We start from the raw sequence: 13,998 nt of genomic DNA, 5'->3' as shown, positions 1-13,998 counted from the left end.
CATTGAAATTTATGGCTTAGTTTATAAAAAAAACTTCCATCATGAAAGACGGAAGTTTTGATTGCTTTATAAAGACTAAGGATTGTGTAGTCAATTATAGTCAAATTAATTATTATTGTGAACGTGAACATCCATTTGGGGGAAAGGAATATTAAGTTTATAGTCGGCAAATTTCGTATATACTTTTTCATTCATCTCAAAAAACACATTCCAATAATCAGGGCCATCCACCCATACTCTTACGGTGAAATTAACAGAGCTGTCAGCAAGAGCTGCAAGACCTATAAAAGGAGCAGGATCTTTCAAAATTCTAGTGTCTTCGGTAATAAAATCATTCATTGCTCTCTTGAAATTTTCAATGTCATCTCCATAAGCTATTCCAAAAGTCCAATCCACTCTTCGTAGTGGTTCCGCAGAAAAATTAGTAAGTGGTCCTGTTGAAAGGGGCCCATTAGGGATGATTACTAATTTCTTGTCAGGTGTGTTCAGCATCGTAGCAAAAATGCTAATTTCTTTTACAGTACCTACATAGCCTTGGGCTTCGATAAAATCTCCAATTTTAAAGGGTTTTAAAATCAAAATAATTACTCCTCCTGCAAAATTTTGAAGTGTTCCTGATAGGGCCATTCCAATTGCCAAACCAGCCGCACCAATGATAGCGACAAAGGAAGTCATTTGGATTCCGATCATTCCCATTACTGTAATGGCAACTAATACTTTTAATATGATGTTTGTTAAACTTCTTAAAAAAGGGACGAGAGATTGGTCGATTTTTGATTTTCCTAATGATTTTCCAACACTTTTAGTGATTATTTTGGTAACCCATAGCCCGACTAAAAGGACTAGTATACCACCTATTAACTTGGGTGCATATTCAAAACCAAAATCTGTTATTTTTTCAAGGTAATTGTTTACAACCGTAACTTGTTGTTCCATTTTCATTCTTTTTTATTTTTCTACTCATTAGGCTTTTCGATTTCGCCCCGTTTATTTTAGTGGTTGCTGGGCTCCACTTTTAGGATTGATACTCTTTTGTTGAGTCTACTAAGTTTATTAAAAGTATAGGTAAATCTCATTTTAAATAAAATTTCGAACTCAATCTTTATTGATTGAGACTAGCTCAATTTAAAAAGCATGTATTTTCAAATATACATATTTTAAAATAAATCGTAATAAATACTGGGGTGGAGCAAAAAAAATCCCGTCTTTTAAGACAGGATTTTTTTAAGTGTATAGTTAAAAACAAGGTTATAAAAAGAAGAGTTTATTTGTCTAAATTTTCATCTTCTTCCTCCATGTTACTTAAAACGTCAATTTTTGGTTCGATAAATTCTTGTTTGTTGGCCAATGATTTGTTCAAAGTCAATACCAAACAAGGCAATAACATTAAGTTAGATAGCATACCAAATGCCAATGTAATTGCAACCAATCCACCTAAAGCGACTGTACCTCCAAAATCAGATAGCATAAATACCGAGAATCCAGCAAATAAAACTACTGATGTATAAAACATACTAATTCCAGCTTCTTTTAGTGTCGCAAAAACCGATTTTTTTATCTTCCAGTTATTTCTAGTTAATTCTTGACGGTATTGAGCTAAGAAATGAATGGTATCATCTACTGAAAGTCCAAAAGCAATACTAAAGACCAGTATCGTTGAAGGTTTTAACGGTATTCCAAAATAACCCATCAGCCCAGCTGTAATCATTAATGGTAGTAAATTAGGAATTAATGAAATAACGACCATTTTGAAGGAACGAAACATAAAAATCATTAATAAAGAAATTAACAACACTGCAAATAATAAGGAGCTTACTAAGTTATCTAAAAGGTATTTTGTTCCTTTTTCAAAAACCAATGCTTTTCCTGTCATCACGACTTTATAGCGGTCTTTAGGAAATATTTTATTCGCTTTATCCCAAAGTTTAGTTTCGATTTTCGCCATGTTTCCAGTACCAATGTCCCTCATGAATGTGGTAATTCGAGCTACTTGACCCGTGCTATCTACATAGCTTTTCATCAAGTTGTTTTTTGAGTTTTTTGTTGCATTTTTAGCATAACTCAAGATGAAACTTTGTTCTTGTGAACTTGGCAAGTCATAATATTCAGGATTCCCATTGTAGTAGGCTTGTTTCGAATATTTAACCAAATTAAGAATGGAAATAGGTTTTGAAAGTTCTGGAATTTCCTCAATTGTTTTTTGAAAATCATCCATTTTTCTCAAAGTGGACAGTTTCATAACTCCTTTTTTTCGTTTCGTATCTATGGTTATCTCAAGGGGCATTATTCCTTCGAATTCTTTTTCGAAAAAAAGAATATCTTTATAGAATCCAGTATTTTTAGGCATGTCTTCAATCAAACTTCCCGATGTTTTTATTTTAAAAGCACCGATACTACTTATTAAAAACAAGAAGATTGCTACTAAATAAACGTAACGTCGATTGTATTTAACTGTTTTTTCAATCCAACTCATGAAAACACGAGTGTAGTTTCTACTCAAGTGCTCTAAATGTTTTGCTTTTGGAACGGGTTGATAACTGTAGTATATAGGAATTACAATAAGACATAGAAAAAACAAGGAAATAATACTCAAAGAGGAAATGATACCAAATTCTTTTAGTAACTCACTATTTGTTATAACAAACGTAGCAAAACCAGCTGCTGTAGTTAAGTTAGTCATCAAGGTTGCCGTTCCCACTTTGGTAATTACGCGTTGTAATGCTCTTGCTTTATTTCCATGAGAGCTGTATTCCTGTTGGTACTTATTCGTCAAGAAAATACAGTTTGGAATACCAATGACAATAACTAATGATGGAACAAGTGCTGTTAATACGGTAATTTCATAATGAAATAATCCAAGGAGTCCAAAAGTCCACATCACACCAACAATAACAATAACAATTGATATTAATGTTGCTCTGAACGAACGGAAAAAGAAAAAGAAAATTAGTGAGGTAATTAGAAGAGATGCTCCAATAAATAAACTAATTTCGTCCGTTATACTTTTGGCATTCAATGTTCGGATATATGGCATACCAGAAACTCTTAAATCGATGCCGGTTTCCTTTTCAAACGCTTCTATTTTTGGAATAAAATCATTTAAAATATAATCTTTTCTGTGTGGTGTGTTGACTATTTTCTTATCTAAATAAATGGCTGAACGAATAGTTCCGTTTTTTTTATTAAAAAGCAACCCTTCATAAAAAGGCATGTTTTGAAATAAATCTTTCTGAATTGATTTAAGATATTCTGGGCTTGTAATTTTCTTTTGATCTACAAACGGAACTAATTCAAAGGACTGAATAGAGTCGTTTTTTTGAAGCTTTTTTAAGTCACTTACTGAAACAACTAAATCTACTTCTTTATTTGATTTAAAATCTGCCATTAATTTATCCCAAGCCGCAAAGGCTTTTGGAGTAAAAAAGACATCGTCTTTTACACCGACAACAATTAAATTTCCCTCTTCGCCAAACTTTTCTAAAAACGCATTATATTCTGTATTTATAATGTTGTTGTCGGGAAGTAAGTTCGCTTCTGTAAATGAAAAACGAATATTTTTCCATTGCAAGGCTAAAAAGACGGTCATTAAAAGAATAACACCGAGTATAAAGAGTCTGTTTTTAAGTACGATTCGAGCAATGAATTCCCAAAAACCTACTTTTAATTTCTTTTTCATAAATGTATTAAAAATGGGTGCAAATGTAGTGAAAACCGCAGTAAAAGAATAAGTTTATTTAAATCTTTTTAAATGTAACATCCTATTTTTAAAGTTATTTCTTTCCTTTTTTTTCTTTGCAAAAAATTAATTTTCGTCTTGTAAATCATATGGTAGAATTTTACATCTTTGTGTGATTTTAAGAACGAAAATAGTACTGTAAAATGGATTTAAAAAAATACAAAAACAGCTTATTTTATTTAGGTGTAACTGGAGGGTTTTCAGCTTTGATTTATTGGATAATTAAAAGAGGAAAAGAGCTAGAAAAAATACAAAGTCTAGTTGCTCCAAATGAAAAACACAGTTCTTGGAATGACTTCATTGTTTCTATGAAACATAATTTTCAGGATCCTTTAGCAATTCTTTTGGCCCAGATTGTAATGATCATTCTTGTAGCGCGACTTTTTGGATGGGTTTTTAAAAAAATTGGACAACCTACAGTAATTGGGGAAATTATCGCAGGTATTGTTTTGGGCCCCTCATTAGTAGGAATGTATTTTCCAGAATTTTCTGCAGCACTATTTCCAGAAGCTTCATTAGGGAATTTAAAATTTTTAAGTCAAATAGGGTTGATACTTTTTATGTTTGTAATTGGTATGGAGCTTGATATTAAAGTGTTAAAAAACAAAGCCAGTGAAGCGGTTGTAATTAGTCATGCCAGTATTGTTATTCCATTTGCTTTAGGAATTGGCTTATCTTATTTTGTATATAATAAATTTGCTCCTCAAGGAGTAGAATTCTTGTCTTTCAGTCTCTTCATGGGAATTGCGATGAGCATTACTGCATTTCCGGTTCTGGCTCGAATTGTTCAAGAAAGAGAAATTCATAAAACGAAACTTGGAGCCATAGTCATAACTTGTGCTGCTGCAGATGATATTACGGCTTGGTGTTTACTTGCAGTAGTTATTGCCATAGTTAAAGCTGGGGACTTTGTAGGTTCATTATATGTAATTTCTCTTGCAGCGGTTTATGTGATTGTTATGATTTTTATTGTAAAACCTTTCTTGAAAAGGATAGGAGATTTATACAGTTCAAAAGATAATATTGGGAAGCCCGTTATGGCTATTTTCTTTCTTTTTTTAATTCTGTCGTCGTATGCAACTGAGGTTATTGGAATTCATGCCCTTTTTGGTGCATTTATGATGGGTTCTATTATGCCTGATGCTGCTAAATTCCGAATGATTTTTATTGATAAAGTAGAGGATGTTGCGGTGATTCTATTACTACCTCTGTTTTTTGTTTTTACAGGTCTAAAAACCGAAGTAGGCTTAATCAATGATCCTTATTTATGGAAGGTTACTGGAGCGATTATTCTAGTTGCTGTTGTCGGGAAATTTTTAGGAAGTGCATTAGCTGCAAAATTTGTGGGCCAAAACTGGAAAGACAGTTTGACTATTGGAGCACTGATGAATACAAGAGGGTTGATGGAGTTGATTGTTTTAAATATTGGATTGGAATTAAAAGTGTTAACTCCAGAAGTATTTACAATGATGGTTATCATGGCTTTAGTGACTACTTTTATGACTGGACCAGCATTAGATCTAATTGATTTTCTTTTTAAGAGTAAAAATGTTTCTGAAGAAGAGGAGCTGATTCTTCACACCAAATACCGAATTCTGATTTCTTTTGGTAATAATGAAAAAGGAAAATCTCTTTTGCGATTAGCAAACAGCTTAACAAAAAAACAAAAAAACAGTTCCTCAATTACAGCCCTGCATTTGTCACTAAGTGATGAGTTGCATTCTTTTAATATGGAAGACAAAGAGAGAAATAGTTTTGAGCCAATTTTTGAGGAATCGGAACAGTTAAATGTGGAAATTGAAACCATCTTTAAAGTAACTAATGATATAGAAACGGAGATTGCTGATGTAGCCAATCAAGGAGATTATGATTTACTATTGGTAGGTTTGGGGAAGTCTATTTTTGAAGGCACATTATTAGGGAAAGTGGTTGGTTTTACCTCTCGAATTATTAATCCAGACCGTCTACTTGATAAATTCACAGGTAAAGAAGGTTTGTTTGAAAACTCTCCTTTTGATGAAAGAACCAGGCAGATTGTTTCAAAAACAAGAATGCCTTTGGGAATTTTGATTGATAAAGAATTTCAAAATATCGACCAAGTTTTTATTCCTATTTTTAGATCCGAAGATTCCTTTTTAATTGATTATGCCCAAAAATTAATTAAGAATAATAATTCAAAGATCACGATTCTGGATGTCAACGGCCACGTTCAAAATAATTTTGTACTTCAAAGTGCTGTTCATTCTTTAGAAGAAAAACATACAAATAACCTTGAGGTATTAATTGAAAGAACGGTTAGTTTAGCGTTTTTAGCCAAACAGGATTTAATGCTTATTAGTCTAGAAAGTTGGAAAACACTATTGGATTCTGATCATGATTGGTTAATTGGAGTGCCTTCGGTATTAATTATTAAACCTTAGGTGTTATAGTCCTAAATTCAATACAAAGCTTAATTTTATGGCAATATTGTCTTCAAATTTGGGAAGTTGATTGGGTCCATAACGATAAAATGCAGTAAGGCCAAGTCCATTAAATATTTGGTTGAGTTCTATGCCTGATTCAAAATATCCTTTGTTTAGTGTTTTATAGTCTAAACCAACATGTTGCTCAGGTTTTTGTAAATTTCCCCATGCCATTCTGGAGACTAGTACTAAGGAAGGTTTGACTTTTTTAAAGAGTTTTACTCTGTTAAATCCATGTTTGAATTGAAAATAAACAAATTCATTCGAGAAAAATTCGTTAAAATACATGGTTTCAAAACTATTTTTACCTGCAAAAGTAATTCGTTGAATAATAGTTTCTTTTGTAATGTTGTTCGGTGATGTGTTATACAAATGAGTAATCGGTACATCTCCCATGGCATATCCTGCTTCCAGAAGTAAATTTGTTTTTTGACCATTCAGATATTTTTTTTCGAATTCTGTTTTGAAATCAATCTTACTAAATTCAAAATCATTTCCCCATATTTTCGGTAAAGCTTGCGTGTATTGAAAAGTGAATTTAGGAAAACGTTTTTCGATTTCAATTCTACCGGTAGGGGTTTGCATGTAATCACTAAATGGATTCCATTGCAAGGAAACCATAGCTGTAGTCATTACATATTGAGTATATAAATTGCTGTTTAAATTATAAACATAATTGAATTTTGGTTCCACAACCGAATGTGATATTTCCCATATACTTTCGGTTTTAGGAAGGAGGTTTGTTTCTAAAAAAGTTTTCCAGCTCACATAATTGTAAAAAGTACTAATATTAATTGGTCTGGGATCATAGAGTTTAAAAGGTCTTTTCTCAATAGAATAAGAAGTGCTAGCAATTTCTTTTACATCATCAGTATAGGACGCACCAATCCACGAATTCGACGATTTATCAACACGCGTAGCCATTCCTATTTTATATTTAAAATTTCCATCTTTAGTTCCATAAGCAGAGTAACCTTCTATTCTGAATTTTTTAGAAAACTGTTCGTTAGTTATGCCTCCAAACCCCAATCGGAATCCTTCGTAGTTGTTATAGCTAATTATTTTTCGCAAATCCATATCAAAAAAACCAAGTGGCAGGTACCCATTAATGATTTTTCGACCAAAACGGAGGCGACTTTCAATCCGCTTTTTTATTACAATACTATCTAAAGCTAAATATGTTTTTTGGCTTCGAATGTCTAAACTGTCTTTTCTGTAATTTTCCCAAAAAGTTTCAGGTCTATGAATTGCTTCGTCATTGATCTCAACGGCAATAAAAGGCTTCGTAATAGTAATAGGAACATTGTATTTAATGTCAAAATTATTAGTATTTGAAATTAAGTACGTATAGTCTGAAGCTACTTTTTTTCTAGCTTTGGAATCTTTCTCGTCATCACCATTAAATTGAATGGTTCCTCCCAGGATTTTTATATCATCGTCGTTTTTTCCTTTTACAATTTTAAAAGTTTTACGAATGGGAAACCATATATTTTCTTCAGGAATATATTGAAATTCATGGATACCACTAATATCAAGAACTCCTTTTATACGCATAATGGCTTTAGATATGGCAAAACTATTTTGGTCAATGTACAATACGCCTTCAAGTCCAGTAGCTTTACTTCTTTTTTTATTTTTAAAATAAACCACGTAGGATTGTCGACCATTTATAGCTACAGTATCTAATAGTCTATAATTATAATCTAGTAATGCATCAGTTGCTATTGGACTGTTGTATTTAGTTTCAAATAGTTCATAGCTATTGTCGTAGATAGAAAAAGATTGCAGGTTGAAAGCAAGGATTTCATAAATTGGATGTTTGAAACCAGCCATTTTAGTTCCTAAAACCGTTTCTTTTAGTGTATTGTTATTAAATTGTAATTGTGATACTTTTTCGGTTTGAAAAAGGTGTTGTTTATTTATCAGTTCTTTAAATTTATAATTGGATGAATCGATTTTAGTAAATTCTTTCCCAATTGATTTTTGTACAAAAACAGAGTCTAATTTCCCCGAAATAGAATCAGGATTTGCTGTCACAACTAGTTTGTTGTAAGATTTAAATTCAAAGCTGCTTAGTTTTTCTTGGGGATTATTGTTTCTTTTATTGGCAATGACTTTTCTTATAATGGCTAGTGCAGGGTTTTCGTAACCTATAATTACTTCACTGAGGTCATTTGTTTTTTGCAAAAGTGAGATTGCATAGTATTTTTTATCTTTTACAATTGCAACCGAAGTTTTTAAATACCCAATATAAGAAACGGTAAAACTACTAATTTCTTTTTTCGATGAAATGCTAAATTTGCCATCTACATCCGAAATAAAATTGATTTCCTCATTAGTAGTAATTGTTGCAAATGGCAATGGTTTGTTTGTTGAAAAGTCTTTTACAATTCCATTTGCTTGAAATTGCGCATGAAGTGATATGCTAATAAAGAAAAAAAGAAAACAAATTTGCCTCATAAAAACGGTTTATTTAAAAACGGATATTATCCTTTTTTATTAGAGCAAAAGTAGTAATAAAAAATCCGTCTTATTTCTAGAAACAAGACGGATTTAATTTTTAATATTAGGTAAGCTTATACCTTCATTATCTCAGCTTCTTTTGTTACAAGAAGTTCGTCTACTTTTCTTATGAAACTATTAGTGATGTTTTGAACCTCTTCTTCAGCACTTTTACAAATGTCTTCAGATGTTCCGTCTTTTTCTAATTTTTTAATATCGGTGTTGGCATCTTTACGAGCATTTCTAATACCAATTTTTGCATCTTCAGCCTCTACTTTGGCTTGTTTAGCTAGATCACGTCTTCTATCTTCTGTTAAAGGCGGAACGCTAATAATGATTAAATCACCATTATTCATTGGGTTAAAGCCAATGTTAGCAATCATAATTGCTTTTTCAATGGGGTGCAACATGTTTTTTTCAAAAGGCTGCAGTGTAATTGTTCGTGCATCAGGCACACTGATTTTTGACACTTGAGAAAGCGGTGTAGCTGATCCGTAATAATCAACAAAAACACTTCCAAGCATTGCTGGAGATGCTTTTCCAGCACGGATATTCAAAAATTCTTTTTCTAAATGAGCAATAGAACCCGTCATGGATTCTTTGGCACTATCTAATATAAATTCAATTTCTTCAGTCATTTTTTTAGGTTTTGGGATTCAAGTTTTAGCATTTAGATTTTCTAAAAGTAAAATGTTGAACCATTAACTTATATATTTACTTCGGTTCCTATGTTTTCGCCTTCACAGATTTTTTCCAGATTCCCGCTTTTGTTCATGTCAAAAATTACAATTGGTAATTTATTTTCTTGACTTAAAGTGAAAGCTGTCGAATCCATTACATTTAACCCTTTTTTGATTACATCAACAAAAGAGATAGTGTCAAATTTTACTGCAGTAGGATTTTTTTCAGGATCTGAATCATAAACACCATCCACACGTGTTCCTTTCAGGATTACGTCGGCATGAATTTCAACACCGCGAAGTACTGCAGCGGTATCAGTTGTAAAATACGGATTTCCAGTTCCTGCTCCAAAAATTACGATTCTGCCTTTTTCTAAGTGACGTACCGCTCTTCTTTTGATATAAGGTTCTGCAATAGCTTCAATTTTTAATGCTGTTTGTAAACGAGTCAGCATTCCTTTGTCTTCCAGTGCGCCTTGTAATGCCATTCCGTTAATTACAGTAGCAAGCATTCCCATATAATCACCTTGAACTCTATCCATTCCGTTACTGGCTCCAGCAACTCCTCTAAAAATATTTCCACCACCAATTACAATGGCAATTTCCACTCCTTTATCGTGAATCTTTTTGATTTCTTCAGCATATTCAGCAAGTCTTACAGGATCAATTCCGTATTGTCTATCTCCCATTAATGCTTCGCCACTTAATTTCAGAAGAATTCTTTTATATTTCATGTGTTTGTTGAGTTATTTAGTGCAAATATAGTCATATACTTTTTTTTTTGAAATACTGTGGCTTAAATTTTATAAATTAAGTTTCTCGTAAGAACTTTTTGCAGCTTCATATCCTATGTTGAAAATAGTATCCATTTTTATTTTATTCATTTCAAATGTACTATGCAGGCTTAATTCCTCGGGCTCTATGACCCAATCACAGTTGTTGAATTTATGAACATTTGAATTTGCCGAAAGGATATCAAAAGCCCTTGTAGTAACAGCTTTTATCGAATGAAGGTCACTAGCTACGATTTTTTGAATAGGACTCACATAAACACCTATGATGGTTTCGCACTGCCCTTGTAAAATGTCTGAAGGAAAATGATTCAATATACCGCCATCGCTATACGGCTCTCCCTTGATGATGTAAGGTGATATTATTCCTGGAAATGCAGATGATGCTAAAATGGCATCAATAATTTTCGTTTCTGGTTCAAAAATTTTCAATCTTCCTTTTACCATATCAGTTGCCGTAATCTGAATTGGAATTTTCATGTCTCCAATAGCGGCGTCCTCGAAGATGGTTTGAAAATCAGATTTAAAAGATTCTGAGTCTATGAAACCGGGCTTTGTAAAAGTTAAGTGTCGCCAATGAAATAAGTATATTGATTTGAAAAATTCTAGTATTTCTTCGGGTGTTTTGCCCCAAGCGTATAATGCCCCTACGATAGATCCTGCGCTTGTACCTGCTATGCGATTAGGTCGAATGTTTTTTTCTTCCAAAAATTTAATAACGCCAGCATGTGCTAATCCTTTTGATCCGCCTCCAGAAAGGACAAGACCAAGTGATTGTGTTTTTAAATTCATTCTTTTTTTCTTTGATATAAAAATACACTTTTTGCCTTTTAAAAAAGGTTTATTGTATTATTTATAACAAGTAAATTATGGTAACTTTACGTAAACAAAAGAATTATGAAATCCACAATAGCTAAAGCATTATTTAATAGTCATTCTTATTTAGAATATAGAAAGTTAGTTACTGATTTATTACGAGAAGAAAAATCTACAGGTAATGAGCAATCCAAAGAATTGACACATTATAGTATTTTGAATGAAACTCGAATGAATCGATTAGAAAAAACATTGAAAATACCAACAGAAGTTTCGATTAAATTAAAAGAATTAAAAGGAGAATACCTTTGGTTGGTTATATCCGAAGGTTGGTGCGGTGATGCAGCACAATTGCTTCCTATTTTTGATAAAATGGCAGTAGCTTCCGAAGGGAACGTTGAGCTAAGAATCGTTTTGCGTGATGAAAATGAAGAGTTAATGAATTTGTTTTTAACTAATAAAGCAAAAGCAATTCCAAAATTAATTTTGATAAATAGAGAAACGGGTTCGGCACTTGCGCATTGGGGGCCAAGGCCTAAGGGTGCCACGGATTTAATCGCTAATTATAAAAAAGAACATGGAGCAATAGATGAAACTGCTAAAGCTGATTTGCAATTGTGGTATTTGCATGATAAGGGATTGTCTACTCAATCTGAAATTATTGATATGATGATAGATTTAGATCAATAAGATTTTTGAAAGCAATACTTGCTGTTTTATTTTGAAAAAAAAATTATTAAATGAAAGTTGACGACACTTTTGTGATGGTATTAAAAGTAAAAACAAAGTTTTGTGGGTTGAAAATAAGCTTAAAATAATGTAGAATAGTATCTTTTTTTATTTTTTACAAAGTAATTTTTCTCACAGTACTTGAAAACATTAGCTTGATCAATTTTTTTATTATGAATTAAAGCACAAGAACTTACACATCATTTTAGGGTAATAATTAACTTTATTTTTTTTGTGTTTTAATAAAAAATTCGTATTTTGGCCAGTGCCAACCCAGGTCTATTATTTGATTTACTTTTTTTATTGGTGTTTAAATATTGTATCACAATTTAAAAAACATCCTTATGAAAAAGCTATTTGAAAGGTTTTATGATTATTTGTCAACTTTACTTTTTGGTGGAGAAAATATAACTAATTATTAAACCAATGGTGAAAGCCATTTAGACAAAAAAAGTATGGAATAAAAGTACTTTACTTTTAAGAAAAACACATCGCAAATTCTTTTATGTATTTGTCATGTGTTTTTGCTTTTTATAACATTTAGGATTCTAAGCTTTCTTCAAATAAAGTGACATCTATAGCATCATTCACATTATAATCACCAATTTTGGTTCTTCTTAAAGCGGTCAAGTGAGAGCCAGATTGCATAGCATAACCAAAATCAAAAGCCAAGGAACGTATGTAAGTTCCTTTACTACATACTACTCTAAAATCAATTTCAGGAAGCGCAATTCGAGTAATTTCAAATTCGTGTATAGTCGTTTTTCTTGAGGCGATTTCAATTGTTTCTCCAGCACGAGCATGTTCATATAAGCGAACTCCGTCTTTTTTTATAGCCGAATAAATGGGTGGTTTTTGGTCAATCTCCCCAAGGAACTGTTTTACAGTTTCGTGAATTAAAGCCTCGTCAATATGTTCTATTGGGAAAGTGGCGTCAACTTCAGTTTCTAAGTCGTAAGATGGAGTAGTAGCTCCTATAAAGAATGTTCCAGTATATTCTTTGGCTTGACCTTGAAGTTCCGTAATTCGTTTGGTGAATTTTCCGGTGCATACTAATAATAATCCAGTTGCTAACGGATCTAAAGTGCCAGCATGACCAATTTTGAATTTTTTTGGAAGACCTAGTTTGTTGATTAGAGCATATTTTAATTTATTCACCGCCTGAAAAGAACTCCATGTCAAGGGTTTGTCAATCAATAAAATTTGTCCGTTTAAGTAGTCTTCTTCAGTCATTAAATAATTGTCAAGGGATGTATGAAATAATGGATAATCAATAAAATAATTCCGGCTGCTATTCTATAGTAGCCAAATATTTTAAATCCTTTTTTGCTTAAAAAATCAATAAAACTTTTTATAGCCAAAAGTGCTACTATAAAAGCAATAACATTCCCAATGATTAGTAAATTAATTTGATCGTGACTTAGTACAAAGCCAGCTTTATAATAATCATAGCATTTTTTTGCAGTAGCTCCTAGCATGGTTGGAACAGCTAAAAAGAACGAAAATTCAGCTGCTGATGTACGAGCAAGTTTTTGTGACATTCCACCTACAATACTCGCTCCAGAGCGTGAAACTCCTGGAACCATCGCTAAACATTGGAAAAACCCAATTTTTAATGCTCGCATGTAAGTGATTTCAGTATCTTCAGAATTGTTGAACCAATCGTCCACTTTTAAAAGAACGATTCCTCCAATCAAAAGGGAGATAGCAACAGTCAGTGGGCTTTCTAATAATTCATCTATTTTGTCGCTTAATAGTAGTCCTAAAACTACTGCAGGTATAAAAGCAACTAGAAGTTTAAAATAAAAATCAAAAGTTTGAAAAAAGCGTTTGAAATACAAAACTACTACTGAAAGAATTGCTCCCAACTGGATGACAATAGTAAAAAGTTTAGTAAAGTCATCATGAGCAATCCCGAAAAAGGAAGAAGCGATAATCATGTGTCCTGTAGAAGAAACGGGCAAAAACTCAGTAATTCCCTCAATTATGGCAAGAACAATAGCTTGTAATGTATTCATTTATGCTTTTTTTGGATTTTTTAATATGGCATAAACAGTAATTCCAAAACCAATTAAAACGGTTGTTGGCGCTAGACGGATTCTTCTAAAATCAAAAATTGCTTCGCTGAACACATTTGGATCGTCACTTCCACCACCTGACATTAGTATGAATCCAAGTGCAATTACTCCAATTCCAATTAATAGAATTTTATAATTTATTTTATCAAAAAGGAATTCGTGTTTTGGGCTGTTATCTTTCATGCTGTTTTTTTAAATTCTAAA

Annotated in this window: 11 protein-coding genes; 2 read left to right on the top strand and 9 right to left on the bottom strand. The window is 32.3% G+C overall.

From position 1 onward, the window contains the following. Positions 1–105: 105 nt before the first annotated feature. Together AB3G36_RS02475 and AB3G36_RS02470 are read right to left on the bottom strand one after the other, a co-directional pair. Positions 106–936 carry a mechanosensitive ion channel family protein gene (locus AB3G36_RS02475; RefSeq protein ID WP_367755662.1) on the bottom strand — a complete coding sequence of 277 codons (831 nt, stop codon included), beginning with the start codon at positions 934–936 and terminating at the stop codon, positions 106–108. 328 nt (positions 937–1,264) lie between these two features. Further along, the gene (locus AB3G36_RS02470) at positions 1,265–3,676 is read right to left on the bottom strand and encodes an RND family transporter (RefSeq protein WP_367755660.1); all 2,412 of its coding nucleotides are present in this window, start codon (positions 3,674–3,676) and stop codon (positions 1,265–1,267) included. Between the two features lie 203 nt (positions 3,677–3,879). Between AB3G36_RS02470 and AB3G36_RS02465 the strand changes: the two genes are divergently transcribed. Further along, positions 3,880–6,156, top strand: a complete 2,277-nt coding sequence (locus AB3G36_RS02465; protein WP_367755658.1) for a cation:proton antiporter — start codon at positions 3,880–3,882, stop codon at positions 6,154–6,156. A gap of 3 nt (positions 6,157–6,159) precedes the next feature. Here AB3G36_RS02465 and AB3G36_RS02460 read toward each other — a convergent pair whose 3' ends face one another. The 4 genes from AB3G36_RS02460 to AB3G36_RS02445 all read right to left on the bottom strand — a co-directional run bounded on the left by AB3G36_RS02460 (position 6,160) and on the right by AB3G36_RS02445 (position 10,963). After that, complete coding sequence (locus AB3G36_RS02460; RefSeq protein ID WP_367755656.1) at positions 6,160–8,658, bottom strand: DUF5686 family protein; 2,499 nt, start codon at positions 8,656–8,658, stop codon at positions 6,160–6,162. A gap of 116 nt (positions 8,659–8,774) precedes the next feature. Next, positions 8,775–9,338 carry a ribosome recycling factor gene (frr, locus tag AB3G36_RS02455; protein ID WP_367755654.1) on the bottom strand — a complete coding sequence of 188 codons (564 nt, stop codon included), beginning with the start codon at positions 9,336–9,338 and terminating at the stop codon, positions 8,775–8,777. Between the two features lie 68 nt (positions 9,339–9,406). Continuing rightward, positions 9,407–10,114: a UMP kinase gene (gene pyrH / locus AB3G36_RS02450; RefSeq protein ID WP_367755652.1), complete on the bottom strand. Its 708-nt coding sequence runs from the start codon at positions 10,112–10,114 to the stop codon at positions 9,407–9,409. Positions 10,115–10,183: 69 nt separating this feature from the next. Next, a complete protein-coding gene (locus AB3G36_RS02445; protein WP_367755650.1) occupies positions 10,184–10,963 on the bottom strand; it encodes a patatin-like phospholipase family protein in 780 nt (259 codons plus the stop codon). Between the two features lie 105 nt (positions 10,964–11,068). On the opposite strand from AB3G36_RS02445, the gene AB3G36_RS02440 reads away from it, so the two are divergent. Next, positions 11,069–11,677, top strand: a complete 609-nt coding sequence (locus AB3G36_RS02440) for a thioredoxin family protein (protein ID WP_367755648.1) — start codon at positions 11,069–11,071, stop codon at positions 11,675–11,677. A 579-nt stretch (positions 11,678–12,256) separates the two neighbouring features. On the opposite strand, the gene truB is transcribed toward AB3G36_RS02440, so the two are convergent. The 3 genes from truB to AB3G36_RS02425 are packed head-to-tail and all read right to left on the bottom strand — an operon-like array spanning position 12,257 to position 13,977. Then, positions 12,257–12,949, bottom strand: a complete 693-nt coding sequence (gene truB, locus AB3G36_RS02435) for a tRNA pseudouridine(55) synthase TruB (RefSeq protein ID WP_367755646.1) — start codon at positions 12,947–12,949, stop codon at positions 12,257–12,259. After that, entirely contained in the window at positions 12,949–13,734 is a 786-nt protein-coding gene (locus AB3G36_RS02430) for an undecaprenyl-diphosphate phosphatase (RefSeq protein ID WP_367755644.1), read from the bottom strand. Before AB3G36_RS02430 ends, truB begins: the two co-directional genes overlap by 1 nt. Beyond that, positions 13,735–13,977 (bottom strand): DUF3098 domain-containing protein, encoded by a 243-nt coding sequence (locus AB3G36_RS02425; protein WP_367755643.1) that lies wholly within the window; start codon positions 13,975–13,977, stop codon positions 13,735–13,737. Positions 13,978–13,998 lie beyond the last annotated feature (21 nt).

It is taken from the genome of Flavobacterium sp. WC2430, assembly GCF_040822075.1.
Taxonomy (GTDB): domain Bacteria; phylum Bacteroidota; class Bacteroidia; order Flavobacteriales; family Flavobacteriaceae; genus Flavobacterium.
Note: the sequence above shows the minus strand (reverse complement) of the source record. Positions and strands in the feature narration are given on the sequence as shown.